23 protein-coding genes and 1 other annotated feature are annotated in these 22,127 nt (G+C 42.7%); of the genes, 6 read left to right on the top strand and 17 right to left on the bottom strand.

Features of this window, described 5'->3' with window-relative positions:
• Positions 1–37 precede the first annotated feature (37 nt).
• Positions 38–245, bottom strand: a binding site (T-box leader).
• Positions 246–292: 47 nt separating this feature from the next.
• Positions 293–1,054 carry a TrmH family RNA methyltransferase gene (locus BOD01S_RS15260; protein ID WP_036156318.1) on the bottom strand — a complete coding sequence of 254 codons (762 nt, stop codon included), beginning with the start codon at positions 1,052–1,054 and terminating at the stop codon, positions 293–295.
• A 175-nt stretch (positions 1,055–1,229) separates the two neighbouring features.
• On the opposite strand from BOD01S_RS15260, the gene sspI reads away from it, so the two are divergent.
• Complete coding sequence (sspI, locus tag BOD01S_RS15255) at positions 1,230–1,439, top strand: small acid-soluble spore protein SspI (protein WP_036156316.1); 210 nt, start codon at positions 1,230–1,232, stop codon at positions 1,437–1,439.
• A gap of 1 nt (position 1,440) precedes the next feature.
• Here sspI and BOD01S_RS15250 read toward each other — a convergent pair whose 3' ends face one another.
• Entirely contained in the window at positions 1,441–2,538 is a 1,098-nt protein-coding gene (locus BOD01S_RS15250) for a cysteine desulfurase family protein (protein ID WP_036156313.1), read from the bottom strand.
• Positions 2,539–2,633: 95 nt separating this feature from the next.
• Between BOD01S_RS15250 and nadB the strand changes: the two genes are divergently transcribed.
• From nadB to nadA, 3 genes are read left to right on the top strand one after another with little or no spacing between them, the layout of a single operon-like run.
• Positions 2,634–4,208: an L-aspartate oxidase gene (nadB, locus tag BOD01S_RS15245; RefSeq protein ID WP_036156311.1), complete on the top strand. Its 1,575-nt coding sequence runs from the start codon at positions 2,634–2,636 to the stop codon at positions 4,206–4,208.
• A complete protein-coding gene (nadC, locus tag BOD01S_RS15240; RefSeq protein ID WP_036156309.1) occupies positions 4,165–5,025 on the top strand; it encodes a carboxylating nicotinate-nucleotide diphosphorylase in 861 nt (286 codons plus the stop codon). The genes nadB and nadC overlap by 44 nt, the downstream gene beginning before the upstream one ends.
• Positions 5,026–5,029: 4 nt before the next feature.
• Positions 5,030–6,112: a quinolinate synthase NadA gene (gene nadA / locus BOD01S_RS15235; protein ID WP_036156778.1), complete on the top strand. Its 1,083-nt coding sequence runs from the start codon at positions 5,030–5,032 to the stop codon at positions 6,110–6,112.
• Positions 6,113–6,194: 82 nt separating this feature from the next.
• On the opposite strand, the gene BOD01S_RS15230 is transcribed toward nadA, so the two are convergent.
• Positions 6,195–7,286, bottom strand: a complete 1,092-nt coding sequence (locus tag BOD01S_RS15230) for an NAD(P)-dependent alcohol dehydrogenase (RefSeq protein ID WP_036156307.1) — start codon at positions 7,284–7,286, stop codon at positions 6,195–6,197.
• 378 nt (positions 7,287–7,664) lie between these two features.
• Positions 7,665–8,630 (bottom strand): ornithine carbamoyltransferase, encoded by a 966-nt coding sequence (argF, locus tag BOD01S_RS15225; RefSeq protein WP_036156306.1) that lies wholly within the window; start codon positions 8,628–8,630, stop codon positions 7,665–7,667.
• 478 nt (positions 8,631–9,108) lie between these two features.
• On the opposite strand from argF, the gene BOD01S_RS15220 reads away from it, so the two are divergent.
• Positions 9,109–9,555, top strand: coding sequence for a CoxG family protein (locus BOD01S_RS15220; protein WP_036156304.1), 447 nt, complete (start codon positions 9,109–9,111; stop codon positions 9,553–9,555).
• A 171-nt stretch (positions 9,556–9,726) separates the two neighbouring features.
• Here BOD01S_RS15220 and BOD01S_RS15215 read toward each other — a convergent pair whose 3' ends face one another.
• Together BOD01S_RS15215 and BOD01S_RS15210 are read right to left on the bottom strand one after the other, a co-directional pair.
• Positions 9,727–10,815 (bottom strand): M42 family metallopeptidase, encoded by a 1,089-nt coding sequence (locus tag BOD01S_RS15215; RefSeq protein ID WP_036156302.1) that lies wholly within the window; start codon positions 10,813–10,815, stop codon positions 9,727–9,729.
• Between the two features lie 64 nt (positions 10,816–10,879).
• A complete protein-coding gene (locus BOD01S_RS15210; RefSeq protein ID WP_036156300.1) occupies positions 10,880–11,362 on the bottom strand; it encodes a dUTP diphosphatase in 483 nt (160 codons plus the stop codon).
• Positions 11,363–11,450: 88 nt separating this feature from the next.
• On the opposite strand from BOD01S_RS15210, the gene BOD01S_RS15205 reads away from it, so the two are divergent.
• A complete protein-coding gene (locus tag BOD01S_RS15205) occupies positions 11,451–11,834 on the top strand; it encodes a hypothetical protein (RefSeq protein ID WP_036156298.1) in 384 nt (127 codons plus the stop codon).
• Between the two features lie 66 nt (positions 11,835–11,900).
• Here the strand turns inward: BOD01S_RS15205 and BOD01S_RS15200 are convergent, their stop codons facing one another.
• From BOD01S_RS15200 to coaE, 11 genes are all read right to left on the bottom strand, one after another.
• On the bottom strand, positions 11,901–12,167 hold the full coding sequence (locus BOD01S_RS15200; RefSeq protein ID WP_036156297.1) for a DUF1294 domain-containing protein: 267 nt from the start codon (positions 12,165–12,167) through the stop codon (positions 11,901–11,903).
• Between the two features lie 149 nt (positions 12,168–12,316).
• The gene (gene rplT, locus BOD01S_RS15195; RefSeq protein WP_036156295.1) at positions 12,317–12,676 is read right to left on the bottom strand and encodes a 50S ribosomal protein L20; all 360 of its coding nucleotides are present in this window, start codon (positions 12,674–12,676) and stop codon (positions 12,317–12,319) included.
• Between the two features lie 65 nt (positions 12,677–12,741).
• The gene (gene rpmI / locus BOD01S_RS15190) at positions 12,742–12,942 is read right to left on the bottom strand and encodes a 50S ribosomal protein L35 (protein WP_036156293.1); all 201 of its coding nucleotides are present in this window, start codon (positions 12,940–12,942) and stop codon (positions 12,742–12,744) included.
• Positions 12,943–12,975: 33 nt separating this feature from the next.
• Positions 12,976–13,479, bottom strand: coding sequence for a translation initiation factor IF-3 (gene infC, locus BOD01S_RS15185; protein WP_036156291.1), 504 nt, complete (start codon positions 13,477–13,479; stop codon positions 12,976–12,978).
• Positions 13,480–13,877: 398 nt separating this feature from the next.
• Positions 13,878–14,699: a manganese catalase family protein gene (locus tag BOD01S_RS15180; protein ID WP_036156289.1), complete on the bottom strand. Its 822-nt coding sequence runs from the start codon at positions 14,697–14,699 to the stop codon at positions 13,878–13,880.
• 78 nt (positions 14,700–14,777) lie between these two features.
• A complete protein-coding gene (gene thrS / locus BOD01S_RS15175) occupies positions 14,778–16,709 on the bottom strand; it encodes a threonine--tRNA ligase (RefSeq protein ID WP_036156287.1) in 1,932 nt (643 codons plus the stop codon).
• Between the two features lie 433 nt (positions 16,710–17,142).
• The gene (gene dnaI, locus BOD01S_RS15170) at positions 17,143–18,072 is read right to left on the bottom strand and encodes a primosomal protein DnaI (protein ID WP_269845637.1); all 930 of its coding nucleotides are present in this window, start codon (positions 18,070–18,072) and stop codon (positions 17,143–17,145) included.
• A gap of 10 nt (positions 18,073–18,082) precedes the next feature.
• A complete protein-coding gene (locus BOD01S_RS15165; RefSeq protein ID WP_036156776.1) occupies positions 18,083–19,438 on the bottom strand; it encodes a replication initiation and membrane attachment family protein in 1,356 nt (451 codons plus the stop codon).
• A 29-nt stretch (positions 19,439–19,467) separates the two neighbouring features.
• On the bottom strand, positions 19,468–19,935 hold the full coding sequence (nrdR, locus tag BOD01S_RS15160; protein WP_036156284.1) for a transcriptional regulator NrdR: 468 nt from the start codon (positions 19,933–19,935) through the stop codon (positions 19,468–19,470).
• Between the two features lie 297 nt (positions 19,936–20,232).
• Complete coding sequence (locus BOD01S_RS15155; RefSeq protein ID WP_036156282.1) at positions 20,233–21,252, bottom strand: glyceraldehyde-3-phosphate dehydrogenase; 1,020 nt, start codon at positions 21,250–21,252, stop codon at positions 20,233–20,235.
• Positions 21,253–21,520: 268 nt separating this feature from the next.
• Positions 21,521–22,114, bottom strand: a complete 594-nt coding sequence (gene coaE / locus BOD01S_RS15150) for a dephospho-CoA kinase (protein WP_036156280.1) — start codon at positions 22,112–22,114, stop codon at positions 21,521–21,523.
• Positions 22,115–22,127: the final 13 nt, after the last annotated feature.

Here is a 22,127-nt window from a genome sequence, read left to right as displayed (position 1 = left end):
CAGCTTTTTACTTCCAAATAAAAAACCCCGCCCCTAAAAAAGGGACGAGGATATCGCGGTACCACCCTAGTTATTGCCGAAGCAATCACTCAATTCAAATAACGGCTTGTCACCGGCACAGATTTTCTTCTGTGCTGCTCGCGAGGTGAACTTCATTGTGTCATCATGCAGGCAGCTTTCAGTCTGTGGCCGCCGTTCCCTGATCCATGTGTGTCACAACTACTCTTCTCGGTCGTTGCATTTTTTATTTTATACGTATTCAATAGTACAGGATTGTGTAAACTTCTTCAAGTCATTTCACAAAAGCGTATAGTAATATACCTGTTGCTACTGCTACGTTCAATGACTCCGCTTTCCCTAAAATCGGGATGATGACATTTTGGTCCGTTTTTGCCAGAAGCTGCGGGCTGATACCGGCTCCTTCATTTCCAACGATTAATGCAAAACTGTCCGTTACATGAATATCCCGGTAGGAAACGGCTTCCTCAAGCGATGTACCGAACACTTTTACACCGTCATCCTGAAGGCGGTCGATCCATTCATCCAAATCGCCGCGAACAACCGGAATATGAAAGTGTGAACCCTGTGCTGAACGCATCACTTTCGGATTATAAGCATCTGCACAGCCTTTGCCAAGTACTACTGCATCAATCCCGGCTGCATCTGCTGTACGAATCATCGTCCCGATATTGCCCGGGTCCTGCACCGCATCAATAAGCAGTACTTTTCTCCAACCTGCTGTTTCAATTTCCGTCGGCTCATTCACTTTACAATGGGCAAACACGCCTTGGGACTTCTCTGTTTCCGCAATTTCCTTTGCTACCGTTTCTGTAACCTGTACCATTTGCACATCATCTGTCTGCCAAAGCAGCGGCAGGTCTACCCCATCACGTACAATGATTTGAAGAATTTGTTCTTTATTTTTTAATGCTTCCTCTACAAGATGGAAGCCTTCTATGATGAATTCACCTGATTTTTCCCGTTCTTTACGGAGCGTCACAAGCTTTTTCCAATGCTTTACGAGCGCATTTTGATTTGATTCAATTCGCTTCATCGTATCCGTCCTTTTAAGTAGTTTCAATCTCGCATTATAACATAGAAACCTCCTCTAGGATATAAAATTTACCATGCACATCACTCCTGGTAACCTTTACAACCAAACAATTCCTTTCTTTTTACGTATACTTTTTTTCTGCCTTGAAATACTAAGAAAGAAAGGGGTGTCAACTATGGATTTTCAAATTCGAGAAGCAATTACTACCAATGTAACAGGCGACTCAGCAGCAGCATTTGAAGACACAATCAGCGATGCAATCGCTCGTGGCGAAGAGCACCTTCTCCCAGGTTTAGGTGTATTTTTAGAAGCATGGTGGAAGGATGCATCTGAGACTGAGAAGAATGCCTTTACTACAAAGCTTGAAAAGCATTTCGTCTCGTAAATTACAGCTTTGATAGAACACGGGCACATTGGTCAATCTCTTGAATGGTCGTCTGTGGTCCGAATGAAATACGAAAGAACTGCCGCGCTTCCTGGAATGATTTGCCCATTGCTAAAATGGCCTTCGTACCGGAAGCGCTATTACTATCGCAGGCACTGCCTGTTGATATGTATATACCCTGTTCGTTCAGCTTCAGCATTACAAGCTGTCCCTCTATACCTTTCATGCAAACACCGCAAATGTTTGGCAGCTGTTCTGTCCAAATCCCTTCGACTACTTGAAACTTCTTACTATGCAAAGAGCCAACAAGCCTCTCTCGCAGCCTCCATTGTTCCGTTAAATTATAATGATAATCTTCTACTGCCACACCCATCGCCACAATAGCCGGTGTATTTAGTGTTCCCCCTCGATGGCCGCGTTCATGCGTGACTCCCGGAAAAACAGGTACCACCCTTACATAAGGATTAAGATAAATCGCTCCGCAGCCTTTTGGCCCCCCAATTTTATGACCGGAAACTGTAAGAGCATCCACATGATTAGAAAACACGGTGATATCCAGTTTGCCAAAGGATTGTACACAGTCCACATGATAGGAAATGCCATGCTCCTTAGCTATCTTGGCTATTTTATTTACCGGCTGGATTGTACCAATTTCAGCGTTCACATGCTGAATAGAAATAAGAGTCGTATCGGGCCTGATTGTCTCCTCCAGTTCCCGGACATCAATTACGCCTTTTTCTGTTAACGGAAGGCGTGTAATTTCAAACCCTTCCTGTTCCAGCGTATTCATCGCCGCATGGACAGACGTATGCTCGGCCATCGATGTGATGATATGACACCCTCTTTTCTTCGCACGCGCAAGAGAAAGGATCGCTAAAATATTTCCTTCCGTACCTCCTCCTGTAAAAATGATACCGTCCGGATGCACACCTAGTTTTTGGGCAACTATTTTTCTGGACCAAGTAACTCCATTTGCTGCCTGTCCGCCTGCATCATGCGGACTGGAAGCATTGGCATACATCTTCTCGGCAACTTCTCCGTATGCAATGACAGCTCTTTTCAGCATTGGTGAAGATGCTGCATAGTCTAAATAAGTCATCAACTCTCCTCATTTCCTGTTCATAATAAGTACTTGTCTATTTCATTATTTTATGTAAAGATATGTGTCAAGACAACTGTAAAGAAGGTATAAAGGTGAAGATTCAAACGGATATCATCATTCTTGGCGGCGGGATCGCTGCACTGCAGACAGCCCGGCAATTAAGCAGACGCTTTGACGTCCATATCATTACAAAAACAGATCTGACAGCAAGCAGTTCCTACCAGGCACAAGGAGGCATCGCAGCAGTTATTGCCCCCACAGACGATACTTCTATACATATACAGGATACCCTGAAAGCCGGGGAGTATCATCATAATGTGGAAAATGTGAAAACCTTAGCTGAATACGGGGCTACCGCTGTAAAATCACTTCTAAAAAGAGGCTTTCCTGCTGACCGAACACAGCAAGGGGAGATTTCCCTCGGCCTTGAAGGAGCTCATAGCCAGCGCCGGATCATTCATGCTGGCGGCGATGCAACCGGTAAGTATTTAGTAGATTACTATGCTGCTGACATGCCGAAAAATGTTTTCATTCATACGTACGAATTTGCCTATGAACTTCTATTGAATCCTGCAGGTGAATGCTGTGGTGTCCAAGTAAAAACAGCAACAGGGGAAAAAACATATTTTGCCTCTTACATCATTTTAGCTACCGGTGGCGCAGGAGCGTTGTATGAATACACATCAAACTGCAGCGACAGCTATGGTGACGGCATTGCACTTGCCTATTTGGCCGGGGCTGCTGTTACAGATATGGAGTTTGTCCAGTTTCATCCGAGTCTCCTTTATGTTGACGGGACTCACGGACTTATCTCCGAAGCAGTACGAGGGGCGGGCGGAAAATTCATTGATGAATCCGGCCATGCGATCATGTACGGCAAGCATCCCCTTGGCGATTTAGCTCCACGGCATATAACAGCATACGAAATGTATAAGATGCGGGCTCAAGAAAAATCGGTCTATCTCGACATTTCTCCAATCCAACATTTTGCAGAACAATTTCCGACGATCACCAAGCTTTGCGAACGTTACCGTGTCAATATCGCGAATGGAAGGATTCCCATTGCTCCCGGCAGCCATTTTCTGATGGGAGGGATTATTGCCAGTCCATACGGAGAAACATCCATTCCCCGTCTGCTAGCAGTTGGGGAAGTGGCCTGTACAGGCGTCCATGGCGCAAATCGTTTAGCAAGCAACTCACTTCTTGAAGGGATTGCTTTTGGTGAATTATTAGCAGCCCGCTTGCTGAAAAATGGGACGATTCAAACTGACTTCGACGTTATCACTCCAAAAAAAGAAATGCTTCAGCCAAGCTTGGCCAAAAATGAGCTGCAGCATGAAATGTTTGCGAATGCAGGAATTATCCGCTCTGAAAAAGGGCTCAGAAAACTATTAACAAAGCTGCCGCTTCTTACTGTACAGCCGGATTTTTCCTCCAAAAGCAGGGAAGAAATTGAACTTATATTTATGCATATTACAGCAGCTTTGATTACGAACGCTGCCCTTGCCCGCCCTGAATCAAGGGGGGCCCATATCCGCCAGGATATGAGTGAAAAGAAAAAGGAATGGGAAAAACGGTGGATTGTTTTCCAGCAGGGAATAATGAAGGTGAGGAATAATTTATATGAACATCATCAAATTAAAGAGCATGCTACTGCAATATTTTAATGAAGACATCGGGGATGGCGACCTGTCCAGTGAAACCATTTTCAGTTCTGACCAGCAAGGTACTTTTATGTTCTACGCGAAGGAAGACGGCATCTTTTGCGGCAGACAGGTTATTGAAACCGGCTTCCCGTTACTCGATGACCGCCTGCATGTCCAAGTAATAAAAAATGATGGCGATTGGGTTCAAGAGGGTGAGCAAATCGCTGTTATCGAAGGGAATCTCCGCAGCCTGCTATCAGGAGAGCGCGTCATTCTAAACTTGATCCAACGAATGAGCGGGATTGCGACTAATGCTTATGAAGCCGTTCAGCTTGTAAAGGGGACAAACACTAATATATGTGACACGCGCAAAACAATGCCTGGCCTACGCATGCTTGATAAATATGCCGTCCGAACAGGCGGTGCCTATAATCACCGGAGCGGGCTCTATGATGCCATTATGCTGAAGGATAACCATATTGCTTTTGCAGGCAGCATTACAGAGGCTGTGAAAGCAGCGCGTGCTAAAATCGGTCATACTGTAAAAATTGAAGTAGAAATTGAAACAAAAAAACAGCTCGTTGAAGCAATTGATGCCGGGACGGATATCATTATGTTTGATAACCGTACACCAGAAGAGATCCGATCATGGCTTCCTCTTGTACCAGCCCATATTGTAACAGAGGCTTCCGGCGGCATTACACTACATAATCTTCGCAGCTATGCAGAATCCGGCGTGCAGTGGATCTCGCTCGGTACATTGACACATTCTGTAAAAGCATTTGATATTAGTGCACTCGTACAACCGAAAGGAGCAATGACAAGTGGTACTCGCTAAATTCATGGAAAATTCCATGCTTCCTGACAAATATAAATCTATGACTTCTGACGAGATGGAAGGACGTATTCAAGAAATTAAAAGGAAATTAGGAGATGAATTATTCATTCCAGGCCATCATTACCAGCGGGATGAGGTAATTCAATTCGCTGACGTGACCGGGGATTCCCTGCAGCTTGCCCAAGTAGCTGCTGCCAATAAAAAAGCAAAGCATATCGTCTTCTGCGGGGTGCATTTTATGGCAGAGACGGCCGATATGCTGACAGATGATGATCAAACTGTTTACCTGCCTGATATGCGGGCAGGCTGCTCAATGGCAGATATGGCGAACATTTACCAAACTGAAGAGGCATGGGGTACGTTGCAGCAGATATTTGGCGACACTATGATTCCCCTCACTTACGTCAATTCGACAGCATCGATTAAGGCGTTTACCGGGCGTAATGGTGGTGCCTGTGTCACAAGCTCCAATGCCAAACTAATGGTGGAATGGGCCCTCGCTCAAAAACCACGACTCTTCTTTCTGCCAGATCAGCATCTCGGGCGCAATACAGCATATGATTTAGGTATTCCGCTTGAACAAATGGCCATTTGGAATCCAATAAAAGGACAGCTTGAATTTGAAGGTAATGTGGAAGATGTGAAAGTGATTTTATGGAAGGGACATTGTTCTGTCCATGAGGGCTTTACCGTTTATAATGTTCACGAAGTGCGTAAAAACTATCCTCATATGAAAATCATCGTGCACCCCGAATGTTCACGTGAAGTGGTGGCCCTCTCAGATGACAGCGGCTCCACGAAATATATTTGTGATATGATTGAGAATGCGCCTGCCGGTTCCAGCTGGGCAATCGGTACAGAGATGAACCTTGTCAAACGGCTGATTGCGAAATATCCTGATAAACATATCATTTCGTTAAATGAAAATATGTGTCCGTGCCTTACGATGAATCGTATTGATTTACCACACTTGCTATGGGCGCTGGAAATGATAGAAAATGAGGAAAAAGGCAACGTAATTCAAATTGATGCCGACACGACAAAAGAAGCTCTGCTATCATTAGAGCGTATGCTTGCTCATGCTTGACAGCCTAAAGATAGCGGTCTTTAAATAGACTCTCATTATAAAAATACCGGTAGATGGACTCGCGAGCATCCACCGGTATTTTTTATGCTTCCATTTTCAATATAGGCTTAATTGTTTCACCTGATTTTGAATCTTCAAATGCTTCATTGATCTGATCAAAATTATAAAATTTAACTAATTTATCAAACGGGAATTGCCCGTTCTTATAATAGCTGATTAACTGAGGAATGAATACGCGTGGTACCGCATCCCCTTCAATCACACCTACCATAGTCTTTCCTTCTGCCATTATGTCATTATGAACATCAATTGACATTTCTGGCGTCACTCCTACAATGGCACAAATACCTAATGGACGTAATGCATTCAGACCCTGTTTGACAACAGGTGGAACACCCGTAGTTTCTACAGCATAGTGCGAGCCCCCATTTGTAATCTTCTTCACTTCCGCCACTACATCAGCTTGACGTCCATTCAATACATGTGTAGCACCCAGTTCTTTTGCTAAAGAAAGTCGGTTATCATGTACATCGACAGCGATAATATGCTGGCATCCCGCAATCTTGGCAGCCATTACCGCAGATAAACCAACAGCTCCGCAGCCATAAATGACAATGGAAGAGCCAAAATCCGGTTTAAGTTTATTGAGTACAGTTCCAGCGCCTGTTTGTATACCACAGCCTAAAGGACCTAACAGCGCAAGGTCTACATCCCGATCGACCTTAACGACATTCCGCTCGTGGGCTATGGCATAAGTGCCAAAGGATGATTGGCCGAAAAATGTGGATAATGCTTCATTCCCTTTGCTTAAACGAGTTGTGTAATCGTCCTGGACACCGCCAAAGTTTAAATCATTAAATGTTTCACATACTGCTGGATGGCCCGTCAAACAGTTAGAGCACACACCGCAATGGGCAAATGACAAAACAACATGATCCCCCGGTTCAATACCCTTGACTCCTTCCCCTACCTGTTCTACTATCCCGGCACCTTCATGCCCTAATACTGCCGGCAGCGGTGCAATTGCCATATCGCGGGCGACCGCATCCGTATGACATACCCCAGTAGCAACAATTTTGACGAGGATTTCATTCGCCTTTGGTGCTGCAAGCTCCACTTCTTCAATACTAAATGGCTGTCCTTGTCCTTTTGTTACAGCTGCTTTAATTTTCATCGTTGTTCCTCCCTAGCTACATAAAGAATATTGGTAGTGTAGACAGGAATGTTATGAATTACACAAAAAAACAACCCAGCGTCCCCCGGGTTGTTTTCCTATGTAGTGATGTGTTTTCCTTCTAGAAAACGTACATCACATCGAATGCAGCTTATTATACGGACAGCAGCGTCTCCTACATATCCGTGTAACTCCCTGCCCTTTTACTACGCCCTTCCTGCCTCATAAAAGGTTTCGATTGTATTCAATAAAGGATTTCGTCTGCCACCCGCAAACGGCTAATCCCGTTGATACCAGATTTCAGTAATGTAATAACGCTACAAGCCGTATGTGCATGTAGTCTGTTTTTCTCTTGCTCGTCGCACGTATCCCGAATGGTTAGCCCATCAAGGATACAAGGACTGCCTTTTGGGCATGTAGTCTATTTTCAGCTTGCTCATATATATAAGAATTCGGGCCATCTATGACGGATGCGGCGACTTCTTCCTCTCTGTGTGCTGGCAAACAGTGGAGGAACATATAATCAGACTTTGCATGTGCGACAAGTTCATCATTAATTTGGTAGCCTTCAAAGTCGATTAAACGCTGCTGCGTCTCCTCTTCTTGCCCCATAGATGTCCATACATCCGCATACACGACATCCGCATTTTCCACTGCTTCTACAGCATCTATCGTAGTCAGTACTGTGCTGCCGTTTCCTGCTGCAATAGCTTTTGCTTTTTCAATAACAGCGGCGTCACATTCATAACCAGCCGGAGTAGCTACTGCTATATCCATTCCAACATGGGCACAGGCGATTACTAAGGAATGGGCAACGTTATTGCCATCTCCTACATAAGCAACCTTCAACCCTTCAAAGCTTCCTTTGTTTTCAATAATGGTTTCAAGATCAGCTAACGCCTGGCAAGGATGATAGATATCCGTTAAACCGTTAATTACCGGAATGGATGCATGGTCAGCCAGCTCTTTTACCATTTCATGGGAGTTTGCCCGGATCATGATGGCATCCAAATAGCCTGATAAAACATGGCCTGTGTCAGAGATGGGCTCACCACGTCCAATTTGCATATCGCGTGCATTCATATACATTCCGTACCCACCTAGTTGCTGCATACCAACCTCAAAAGAGACACGTGTTCGTGTAGAACTTTTTTCAAAAATCATTCCAAGCGTCTTACCTTCGAGCAGTCTTGGACACTTACCTTCTTTTGTTACTTTCTTCAGCTGTGTAGCAAGCGAAATCAGGTCTTGGACTTCCTGTGACGTGTAATCCAGCAATGTCAGCAAATCTTTCCCCTTAAGAGTTGTTACTGGCTGTAACTGCACTTCCTCTAACAATTTCATATCGAACGCTCCTTGCATACCTTAATGTTAAATTCATTATACACTTGCATATTTATAAAATCAAGTGAATTATTATAATATATTCAACTCTTTATAATTCTTATAATTATTCAATAATTACGCATACTATTGTACCGAATAGTTAATAGTAAAAAAGGATTCCGAATATATGTTGGTAATGCTAAATGGATTGACCTGTTCTCCTAAAAAGATGGAGGGAAATACAAGAGTTTTATGTACAGAAAGGGTTATTCCAATGGCTGACGGGTATGAGTGGTATTAGAAGTTTATTGTACTTTTTTATAAAGGCCTGCTGTTTCTTTATATTTTCCCATCTTATAAAGAGAGAGCAGATATTCTGTTAAAGATGCTATAGGCGGATATGCGCAGTACACAGCAACTGGCTCATTAACCTTTGCAGAACATATTATGGATATTTTGTTTATCATTTCATTTTAGAAAAAAGGACGTGATATTTATGCCACAAGGAACGCATACTGTGGATCTCCCAGTAAATATTGAAGCGGTTTGGGAATTTGTGCAGGACATGAACAACTGGGCTCCGCTTGTCCCTGGATATGTCGAACATAAAATTATAAATAAACGGCAATCGACATGGTCCTTTAATGGGGATTTAGGTTTTATGAAGAAATTAGTGAAGCTAAAAGTGGATATTAAAGAATGGAAAGAACCTACTCAAGTGACATTTCATCTAACAGGAATCTCTGATAATTTTACTGGGAGCGGCTACTTTCTGGCACAGGTAATTGACCAAAACCGGACAAGGATGAGCGGGCACCTTGACCTTACAGCAAAAGGGATGATCGCCTCCATTGTCAATCAGGTGTTAGTCAGTTTTGTTCCAAAAACGACAACAGAATTAACGAATGCTATCGCCGCAAAGATTATCGAGATCAATAAATAAGGAAATTGAATAACCACCCGCTCTCATTGTAAAGCGGGCCGGCTTAACGTACCTTTAGACACTTCCTGCTGCAGCCGTTTTGATTATTAAGCAGTCGTTTTTTCTTTTCTTTAATACAAAATCAAAAAAAGGCATTGAAAGTATTTTTTCAATGCCTTTTCTTCGTTTTACTTAATCACGGATAATACGGTCAACCGTCTCGCGATCCAGTTTTTTGATGATTTCCACGATTAATTTTACGGTGTTTTCGTAGTCATCACGACTCAAGATACCTGCATGGGAATGGATGTATCTTGTCGCAACTCCGATTGCAAGAGCTGGTACCCCATTTGCTGTCAAATGGATAGACCCCGCATCCGTCCCTCCGCCTGCAAGCGATTCAAACTGGTAAGGGATATTATTTTCCTCAGCTATTTCTAAAACAAAATTACGAAGCCCGGTATGAGCAACCATAGAAGCGTCATAAATGACAATTTGAGGACCTGCGCCCATTTTAGATGTAGATTCCTTCGGCGTAATGCCCGGTGTATCTCCTGCAACTCCAACGTCTACAGAAAAGCCGATATCCGGCTGAATTTTGAAAGTAGATGTTTTTGCACCGCGCAGGCCGACTTCCTCTTGAACATTTCCTACACCGTAAACGATATTCGGATGCTGTTCATCCTTTAATGCACGAAGCACATCGATAGCAATAGCACAGCCAATTCGATTATCCCACGCTTTTGCAAGAAGGTGCTTTTTATTTTTCATCACATTGAATTCAAAATACGGTGTTACCATGTCGCCCGGTAAGACGCCCCACTTCATTGCTTCCTCTTTTGATGATGCACCAATATCAATAAACATGTCTTTCACATCAACTGATTTTTTACGGGCATCTGCCGGAATAATGTGCGGTGGTTTAGAACCGATAACACCAATAATCTCTTCGCCTTTTCTCGTTGTCACTGTCACACGCTGCGCAAGCATTACCTGCTCCCACCACCCGCCGACTGTCTGGAATTTTAAAAAGCCTTTATCATCAATTTGTGTAACCATGAAGCCAATTTCGTCCAGATGGCCTGCTACCATAATTTTCGGTCCATTTTCTTCCCCGACTTTTTTGGCAATCAGACTGCCGAGGTTATCCGTTACAATCTCATCTGCAAACGGCTCAATATACTTTCTCATTACTTCCCTTGGTGCCCGTTCATTACCAGGTATTCCATTTGCATCTGTTAATTCTTTCAGCATTTGCAATGTCGGATCTAATTGCGTCATACTCTTGGCCTCCTATTTATATGTCTTCTCGATTATAACGTGAATATTTCGAATTTCAAAGCAATTAATAGCCTGAACGTTGGCGCTCATAGTTTTTCTCGTTTTTGGCTAAATATGCATCCAAAATATCTTCCTCTGTAAAGCCAAGATTATATGCAAGCTTTCCATAAAAGCACCAAAGCTTATTGTACGACTCCTGTGTCGGTATGCTGATAAAGGATGTCGTAGCAACTGTTGTTTCGATAAACAACGGTGTGAGCTCTGCTTTCTCTTCCACTTTTGGCCACTGCTCTACTGTTAAGCTGCGCATGTTGCCAAGAGATAAGAGGAAGTGAATCGAGTCGACAAACTCCTCCAAGATAACAGAGCGCTCGGAAGGACCCTTTGTACTCCAAAATTTAAAGCAGCGTGTTTCGTTCGCCAGTTCTGCTAGCTCAACTAATAATGCCAATCCTTTTTCCTGAAAAACATCATATGTAATATTTTGTGTTTCTTCAATAAATGCATCGAGTTCACGCTGCATTTTGAATAATTGCTTAAAATCCATTTTTTTCTCTCCATTTTCTTAAAAAATTGAAACCTTTCCCCCTTTCAATCGTATAGAAGGGAAACTCGTGTGGCAAGGGGGAATTTTCATGGCTCTACTTCTTCGACTTGTAATTATCGTATTAATTATATACATATTTTATAAAGGCGTCCGCTACTTGCTGGACCCGAAGCGGAAGCTGGATGAGGCGTATGAAAAAGGGGACTACTATTTTTACGATGATATAAAAAATGTCCGGAAGAATTTTTTCATTTCTTTTAAAGGTGCTCTTTTTGAAGGAGAAAAATACTTAGGGACAACGGAAACGGCATTTGAAGTAGTATCTATTTTTGTTTTCGTTCATGATCCAATGAAGCTGCAGGGCTTTACAAAGGACGACTTTCTCTTTTTAGAAAAGGAAATTCTTCTGAACTACCCGAACGCAACAATCAGCTGGAAGAATCCAATTGAAAAGCTGATGAAGGGAAAATAAATTAAAAAAGAGGTTCGAGCAAAAATTTGCCGAACCTCTTTGCCTATTCTACTTCTCTTCATTTCTTTACATCGATACCAGCTTTACAATGATGAATACTTGAATGGCTGCCAGAAGTGGAAACCCGAAGGCAAAAGTATTATGTTTCGTTTTATGGCGAAACAGATACATGCCAAGGACACCCCCGATTGCTCCTCCAGTGATGGCCAGTGTAAATAATGTCTTTTCTGCAATACGCCATTCTTTCTTAATTGCCTTCTGCTTATCGTTATACATGAGGAAAAGTAAAACAAGTGATAGTATACCAACGTAAGAATAAATGGCAAGATCCATACTTTTCACTCCTCTATGGCCGCAGTGTCCTAACTGTTTAAGTAAGCTATTGATTTTTCAGCTCTCCATCTGCTAAAAAAAGACTGATAGGAATTCCTACCAGTCTCATTTACTTATGTTATTTGGCTAAAGCTTATAAGTATTACTTCTTATTTTGCTTGAGCGTTTTTAGCAGCTTCTGCTAATTGCGCGAATGCTGCTGCATCTGTTACAGCTAGGTCAGCTAACATTTTACGGTTAACTTCGATACCAGCTAATTTTAAACCGTGCATTAAACGGCTGTAAGAAAGGCCGTTCATACGAGCAGCTGCATTGATACGTGTGATCCATAATTTACGGAAATCACGTTTCTTTTGACGACGGTCACGGTATGCATATTGACCTGATTTCATTACTGCTTGGTTAGCTACTTTGTATAGAGTGTGTTTTGAACCAAAGTAACCTTTAGCTAATTTTAAAACTTTTTTGCGACGAGCGCGTGTTACTGTTCCGCCTTTTACGCGTGGCATAGTAATTACCTCCTGCTAATTCTTTCGAATAGTTATTTTAGTGTTGAACCTGTATGTTCAATTAATTATTTCATGTAAGTTAATAATGTACGGATGCGTTTGAAATCGCCTGAGCTTGCAACTTTCGCTTTACGTAGGTGACGTTTCGCTTTAGTTGATTTGTTAGCGAATAAGTGGCTACCATAAGCACGGTCGAATTTTAATTTACCAGTACCTGTTTTTTTGAAACGCTTAGCAGCGCCACGGTGAGTTTTCATTTTTGGCATGTCGTTTTTCCTCCTAAACTGTTCAATTCCTTATTACTTTTCGTTCTTAGGGTTAAGTACTAAGAACATGCTGCGGCCTTCCATCTTCGGTTTTTGTTCAACCGTTGCTACTTCAGCGCAGGCTTCAGCAAAGCGATCTAATACACGTTGACCGATTTCTTTGTGTGTGATAGCACGACCTTTGAAACGGATGCTACATTTTACTTTATCGCCTTTTTCAAGGAACTTGATTGCATTACGTAGCTTCGTTTGGAAATCATGTTCATCAATTGTCGGGCTCAGACGAACCTCTTTCATATTGATGACCTTTTGATTTTTACGAATTTCACGGTCTTTCTTTTGCTGTTCAAACTTAAATTTACCATAGTCCATGATACGTGCGACCGGCGGTTTGGCTTGAGGGGCCACAAGGACAAGATCCAAGTTAACACGACCGGCAATCTCAAGTGCTTCATTTCGTGTTTTGACTCCTAGCTGTTCACCATTATGGTCGATTACACGAAGTTCACGTGCGCGAATGCCTTCGTTTACATACATGTCTTTGCTAATAATAATCCACCTCCATAATATGCGCGAATACATGGTTTGGGCTTGAGATGCCCCTGAACGGTACACTTCCGATATGTCCATGAAAAAAGGGCGGACATTTTAGAAGATGTCCGCCCACTATATGTGCATACGTATACTCACGTAAAAACAATTCAACATATCATACCTGTAAACAGCCTACGAAGCGTTCATTCAGGTGAGAAGCGGGCAGCCTCTACTTCAAACTTTGTATTCATAACCTAAATAATCTTATCACGCTTATCGTAAGGCGTCAAGCAGTTTTGCCAGATTTTTTTGATTGGCACTTACTCCCTTAGAAGAATCCATTTTCGGCCGGGGAACCTTTTTTGTATCATCCAGCCAGACAGTGTATGAAAAGCTTTCTTTTAATTTAAAGGCGGTGTATCAAAAGCAGTCGGAGGAGCCGGCGGCAAAACTGGAGCCGGAGCAAATGGTACCGGCTGCTCTACATAATTGAATACGCCTTCTCCGTCAAGGCTTGGCCCGTGTGCCCAGCGTCCCTGTGCACTTTCATTACCGCGGGAGAAATTAAATAATGTATGGGAAACTTCCCGTTTTTCCAGCTCTCTCGGGAATGTGCTTGGTACAACGATATTCTCTTGGGCTTCAAGTTCTTTTATCGCGGCAATCCATTGATTTTGATGCATTGTATCCCGTGCAAGCAGCCACGCAAACATATCGCGTACACCTGGATCTTCCGTTTCATAATACAGCCTTGCAACCTGAAGGCGCCCTTGTGATTCTGCATTTAAATTTGCCCTGAAATCCGCTAGCAAGTTACCGCTTGCAATAATATAATCAGCTGTCCAGCGGTTGCCGTTAATATCCGAAGGCATGGCCCCTAATCCTGAAACGATGAGATGCTGCGGATTACTCCCACCTAAAATAGCAGCTATAAAAGGATCCTTCGCCGCTTCATCGAGCGTAGTCGGGCATACTCCATCAAGCAGCCTTGCAATCATAGTACAGATCATCTCGATATGGGCCAGTTCCTCTGTCCCTGTATCCATTAATAAATCACGGTATTTTTCATTGCCACGTGTATTCCAGCCCTGGAATAAGTATTGGAGAGCCACCGACATTTCGCCAAACTGGCCTCCTAAAATTTCCTGCATTTTCCGTGCCATCACTGGATCTGGTCTACAAGGCTTTGCTTCGTATTGCAGCTCTTTTATATGATAAAACAATTCTCCACCCCTTCCTACTTACGGTATGCATGCCTAAGAAAAAGGTGCCGCATAAACGGCACCTTTCATCAGTTAATCTTATTTTGTTACTTCTGCTTTAATATTTTTCAGAAACTCATCGAAGCTGATTGTTTCAGAATCTTTTGAGCCATAACGACGAATGTTCACGCCGCCTGCCTCTACTTCCTTATCGCCGATAACAAGCATGTAAGGAATTTTTTTCATTTGTGATTCACGAATTTTATAGCCAAGCTTCTCTTCGCGATCATCCATTTCCACACGAATACCTGCTGCTTGAAGTTTCTCTTGAATTTCACGCGCATAATCGTAGTGAACTGCATTTGATACAGGAATGATTGTTGCTTGCACTGGTGCCAGCCATGTTGGGAATGCACCTTTATATTCTTCGATCAAGAATGCGACAAAGCGTTCCATTGTGGATACGACACCACGGTGAATAACAACCGGGCGCTGCGGCTGGCCGTCTTCTCCGATGTATGAAAGATCGAAGCGTTGTGGTAATAGGAAATCAAGTTGAGCTGTTGATAAAGTTTCCTCTTTACCGATTGCTGTTTTTACTTGAACATCAAGCTTCGGACCGTAGAATGCCGCTTCGCCTTCTGCTTCATAGTAATCCAGGCCAAGCTCATCCATTGCTTCTTTTAACATGGATTGTGCTTTTTCCCACATTTCATCATCATCAAAGTACTTTTCTTTATCTTCCGGATCACGGTATGACAGACGGAATGAGTAGTCTGTTAAGTCGAAGTCTTTATATACTTCCAGAATAAGCTCAACTACCTTTTTGAATTCCGCTTTAATTTGATCTGGACGTACGAAAATATGTGCATCATTTAAAGTCATCCCGCGTACACGCTGTAAGCCCGAAACTGCTCCTGACATTTCGTAGCGGTGCATTGTACCAAGCTCTGCAATACGGATCGGCAGGTGACGGTATGAATGCAGACCATTTTTGAACACCATCATATGGTGCGGGCAATTCATCGGACGAAGCACTAATGTTTCATTATCCATTTCCATCGGAGGAAACATGCCATCCTGATAGTGGTCCCAGTGGCCTGAAGTTTCATAAAGTGTTTTTGAACCAAGTACAGGTGTGTACACGTGCTTGTAGCCAAGGGAAATTTCTTTGTCTACGATATAACGCTCGATTGTACGGCGGATTGTCGCGCCGTTTGGCAGCCATAACGGTAAGCCTTGGCCGACAGTTTGGCTCGTCATGAATAGGTCAAGCTCTTTCCCGATTTTACGGTGGTCACGCTCTTTTGCCTCTTCAAGCATTTGCAAGTGGTGCTTCAGCTCATCCTTTGTAAAGAATGCTGTACCGTAGATGCGTTGCAGCATCTTATTATCGGAGTTACCGCGCCAGTATGCACCAGCTAGAGACAATAATTTAAATTCTTTCAATTTTCCTGTTGATGGTACATGGACACCACGGCAAAGGTCGAAGAAATCACCTTGATAATAGATGGAAACTTGTTCACCTTCAGGAATTGCTTCAAGAAGCTCCAGCTTATACTCGTCGCCAACTTCTGTATAGATCGCTTTTGCCTCTTCACGAGAGACATTTTTACGTTCGATTTCAATATTTTCTGCAATGATTTTTTTCATTTCTTTTTCAATTGCAGGCAGGTCTTCCATTGTAATCGGTGTTGGTGCATCGATGTCATAGTAGAAACCTGATTCAATCACAGGACCGATCCCTAATTTCACATCCGGGAAGAGACGCTTTACTGCCTGCGCTGTTAAATGGGCAGTAGAGTGACGAAGAATTTCCAGGGCTTCTGGTGATTTGTTTGTAATAATCTCGATTGCTGCGTCTTCTTCAATCGGTGTTTTGGCATCAATTAATGTGCCGTTGATTTTACCGGCTAATGCACTCTTTTTTAATCCAGGGCTGATGGAGCCTGCAACATCTAAAGTCGAGATGCCTTTTTCAAACTCCTTGACATTGCCATCTGGGAAAGTTAATTTAATCATTTCTGACATATGGATGTCCTCCTCTTTTTATATAGTGAGCCTCTGTTTACCGGCGATTTCAGGTCAAATACCCGCGATTTTTTGGAAGATACCCGCGATTTCAGGCCGATTACCCGCGAATTTCAAGGAAATACCCGCGAAACCAAATAAAAAAGCGCCGTCCCTGGAAAGGGACGACGCGTATGCTCGTGGTTCCACCCTTCTTCCTTCCGAGTAAACTCGAACGAAGCTCTAGGTCAGTTAACGTACTGATGAACGTTGACGGATTCGCCCCGCCACTGCTCCAAGGTAGTAGAATGTGTGTCGTGCTAGGAAGCTTCCAGCCAAGGCTTCCTTCTCTAAAAGTCGGTTCACAAATCCCGTGTCCTTTTCAAAGCTTTTTTATGTGTAATTACTTAGGAAAGTATACGCCTGCCGGCAGAAAAAAGCAACTGCTAAAATGTTACGAATTTCGGCGGTTCATTCCTGCCATTTGAATCGGCATCGTTACTGCCTTAATACGTTCCATAATCCTCGCAGCCTTAACAACCTCTACATCTCCTCGCTGTGACTGGGCTAAATGATGTTCAAGACCAGCATAATCAAAGTTTGACGTGATAAATGTCGGTAACTGCTCACTCATTCGGTAATGAAGAATCGTACCGAGAATCTCGTCGCGCGTCCATGCTGTCATTGTCTCTGCACCAATATCATCAAGCATCAGTACAGGTGCCTTTTTAACATAATCAATTTTTTCATTTAACGTCTGATCCTGAATCGAATTTTTCATCTCGCGTAAAAACTCCGGTACAAAGACAACAACAGACTTTACCTTCAATGCAGCGAGTTCATTAGCAATTGCCCCAAGAACAAAGGATTTGCCTACTCCAAACTGTCCGTATAGATAAAAACCTTTTGCCGGAAGCTCGCCGGTCTGCTTATATTGTGCGATAAAATCAGCAGCTTTGTGAGCAATCATTACCCGTGAATTATCATCAATCATCAGGTCCTTCAATGTAGCTTTCAGTACATCCTTCGGCATATGCATACTGGAAATCATTTTGGCTGTTTCCCGGTGTTCATCCTCCAACCGCTTCTGCTCACAAGGCTCATATTTAATTTCGATGTTATCACGTAAAATGTACAATTTCGGTATGAATCCTGATAAATAGTTTTTGCAGCATGCAGTCGATTCCGCCTTACAGCAGGTAGTCGATTGTGAGATGAATTCATCTAGCTTTGGCAGACTCCGCTCCACCATCTCTTTTGTTACTAGTTCAGCATTTTCTGCTAGGAACTTTTGTATTTGTTCATTCTCTAAAATTTGGCGTTTTGTCGCTTCGTAGCGCTCCTGAAACGACGGGATTTTTATTCTGTTTAAAGATCGATTAATCGGTTCGATGTTAATTCACCTGCCCATCTTGTCCTAGTTTTTGCAATATTTTCTGCCGCTCTGCCTCAAAGTCCACCATTGTCACAGGTGATGGTGCCGTAGAAGATTCTGCATCCCGTTTATAAAACCAATCGGGTACCTTCTCCTCCCGTCCGCCAGACTTTTTATAACTCTGTTTCTGCGGTGAATTAGCTTTTGTTTCGTTTTCTGCCTTCCATTTGGCATACTTATCCCGCTCCTGGCGGGCTAGCTCCATTGCTTCTTTCGCTGTTTTTAAGTTTTTGCGGATCCAATGGTCAGCAATTCTTTCCACATAATTTTTAGGAAGGCGCATATCTGTCGTCAACATGACATATTCCAGCAGCACGTTTACAACACCAACAGGCATCTCATGCTTAACAATAAGATCCTCAGCTAGCTGAACAGAAGCAGACAACGGCTCTTTGCCTTTATTAATATCCCGCAGTACCTGAATGGGTGGCGTTGTCTCCAAGTAATCCAGCAGTTCCTGCTCCTTTGTCCTCTTTGATGCCGACGACGAAGCCGCAGACTTTTCAAAGGTTTTTGCCAGCTTTGGCGCCTCTTTCGATATAGTTATCTTATAATAGTCGGCAGCCGCCTTTTTTAATCGTTCAGTCGGCAGCTTCATGGTATCATCTAACGCCATGATAACAACCTTCTGCATCTCAAGCGGAGAAAGTTTATATAAAAAAGCCAGCTTGGCGATCATCAAACGCGCCTCGGCCGTCAAAGCAGAAGAAGGCACAAGCTGTTCAGAAAGACCTGCTCTCAGTAAATCAAAATCAAATTGCCCATAATAGAATGGATAGCCTCTTTCTATTTCCCGATCTTCAAGCATATCCTGCGGCACCTGCATATGGACAGGCTTATACACATCAGTAAATGTACGGGTTACCTCCTGGTATTCCTGTTTATCAATAGGCTTGCAGAAGCGGTTACGAAGCTTACGGTATGCCTGCTCCCCTATTTTGCTAAACAAAAACATGGATAGCAGCGGATCTGCAAAAAATTCCCGTGCTTCAAGCGGTCTCATTACTTCATAAATAAAGGTACGGCTGTCTTCCTCATCCTTCCGCCATGTCCGAAGCAATCCTATTGCTTCAAGAGCGATCCGGGCTTCGAAAACCTCACGTACCGACATGCCTAGCACATTCATTAAATAGTAGTGCGTCATCTTCCCAGCTGTATAATCTTCTCCTTCAGCCCACAGTGTTAAATAAAGACTAGCCGGATCCGATCCTGTCAACGGCTGGTAAAATAAAGTTAATAATTGCCGTTCATTACTAGATAAAGCTTGAGGGAGCGCTATTTCAAAATGATCCGTTGCGAGCAATTCCTTATACATTTGAACCACTTCAATCACTCCTCATCCTATTATTTGTCATTTGTCTGCTTTTGCAACAGATCCTTCAATTCATCAATAAAAACATTGATATCCTTAAATTGCCGGTATACAGATGCAAAGCGGACATAAGCAACTTCATCGATCTTTGCCAGCCGGTCCATTACCATTTCCCCGACATCTTCTGAATGGACTTCTGAATTTCCGATACGCCGCAGGTCCTTTTCGATTCCCATGACAAGTTCTTCTAATACATTCAGCGCTACCGGGCGTTTCTCGCATGCACGGATAAGCCCTCGAAGCACTTTCTCCCGGCTGAATTCCTCACGTGATCCTTCCTTCTTTACGACGACTAGGGGCGTTTCCTCTATTTTTTCAAATGTTGTAAAACGGAAACCGCATGATTCACATTCACGGCGCCGTCTAATTTCCTTATTATCATCTACCGGTCTTGAATCGACAACGCGTGTCCCGTTGTACTGGCAAGATGGACATCTCATACACATTTCCCCTGATTCTTTTCAATTTGTAAACCTATTATAGCAAATATCTCGCAGATGACGAATAACAATTCTTTTTTATAAAAACAAAAATGCTAAAGCACCTGCCAAGCTCCAACAGGTATAGGAGAGTTTCATTAAGCTCTTTTGGACTTGCAAAAGAAAGCAGCTTTTCGTGGCATTCCTCCAGCACAACAGTCAAAATAACTTTATTTTTATTCTCATAGAAATGATAGTCTCTCAAAAAGTAAAAAGACTAACCACCTCCATGATGGTCAGTCTCTTTCTATAACAATACTATGCTTGAACTGTAGATAATTCATTTACTACTTTTTTCGCTAAATCAACAACACGTGCTGAGTAGCCCCACTCATTGTCATACCAAGCTAGGACTTTGACTTTGCGGTCTCCCATTACCATCGTCGTTAAGCCATCCACAGTTGAGGAATATGTTGTTGTGTTGTAATCAGAAGATACAAGCGGTTCCATTGAAATGTTTAGGATACCTTTCATTGAACCTTCAGCAGCAGCCTTGAAAGCAGCATTTACTTCTTCCACAGTCACATCTTTTTTCACGTCTACCACTAAATCAACTAATGATACGTTTGGTGTTGGAACACGAAGTGCCATACCGTGTAATTTTCCCTTTAACTCTGGTAGTACTAACGCTAATGCTTTTGCAGCACCTGTAGACGTAGGAATGATAGATGAACCGCAGTTACGTGCGCGGCGCAGATCTTTATGTGGATTATCCAAATTGTTTTGGTCATTTGTATAAGCATGAACAGTAGTCATCAAACCATTTTCAATGCCAAATGCATCATTCAGTACTTTCGCTACAGGAGCTAGGCAGTTTGTTGTACAAGAGGCGTTTGAAATAATATCGTGTTTTGTGATGTCCAACAGCTCATCATTTACGCCAAGCACGACTGTAATGTCTTCATTTTTTCCTGGAGCAGTTAAAATAACTTTTTTCGCACCAGCTTCTAAATGCATTGCCGCTTTTTCCCGGTCATTGAATTTACCTGTTGCTTCAATTACTAACTCTACGCCCATTTCCTTCCAAGGCAGCATCTTTGGGTCGCGTTCAGAAACAATTGCCACTCGCTTACCATTTACGATTAAAGCATTTTCCTCTGTTTCCACAGTTCCATTGAATAGGCCGTGATTTGTGTCATACTTTATTAAATGAGCTAACGTTTCAGCTGGGTAGCTGGCGTTGATTGCTACTAAATTTAAGTCGTCTTGAACGATAGCTTGGCGGAATACCATACGACCAATTCGGCCAAATCCGTTAATTGCGATAGAAACTGTCATAATAAAAAAGCCTCCTGTAATTAGGTTATCATTTTAAATGTTATTTATGTTGATTAGTATAACACATTCCGTAAAAAGTTGAACATTATTCGCTCAATATTTTAAAGTTCTTATTTTCTGAAAACGAATGTACTTTTTTAATAGCCGAAATTTCGGAAGGCTAAACAACATTATGTATACTCTACAAAATAGCAGTTTTTTTAAGCAAAAAAGATACGACCAACGTTATGCCGGCCATATCTTTCTCTTTTCTTGATTCTATCTTATTTTAAATAATTGCCCAATTTTTTAAAATTGCTTCTAATTGCTGTGCTGTTGTCTCTATATCGCCATTATTATATATCACTGCATCAGCGCCCTTCTCTTTTACTGAAATAGGAAGCTGGGAGGCAATACGGGCCTTTGCCTCCTCTTCGGATAATAGATTGCGCTTCATTAACCGCTCCAGCTGCACTTTTTCTTTAACGGATACAACAAGTATTTTCTCTACAAAATGCTGCAGCTTGCTTTCAAATAGTAACGGAATGTCCATGATTACATGCGGGGCACCTTGCTTAAGATATTCCTCCTTCTGACGAATCATTTCTACACGAATGGCCGGGTGAATAATATCATTCAGCATTTTCCGTTTTGCCGGCTCATGGAAAATAATGGACCCTACCTTTTCCCTATCCATTGTGCCGTCCTTCTTGATCACACCCTCACCGAATGCCTCCGCAATTTTTGCCAGCGTCTCAGTTCCCGGCTCTACGACTTGGCGCGCTACCAAATCCGCATCTACGATTGGAAGATCATAGCCTTCCAGCATCTTTGCTACTGTACTTTTTCCACTTGCAATACTTCCAGTTAATCCAATAATCATCGTGTGACACCTC

It is taken from the genome of Lysinibacillus odysseyi 34hs-1 = NBRC 100172, from assembly GCF_001591965.1.
Classification (GTDB): domain Bacteria; phylum Bacillota; class Bacilli; order Bacillales_A; family Planococcaceae; genus Lysinibacillus_B; species Lysinibacillus_B odysseyi.
Note: the sequence above shows the minus strand (reverse complement) of the source record. Positions and strands in the feature narration are given on the sequence as shown.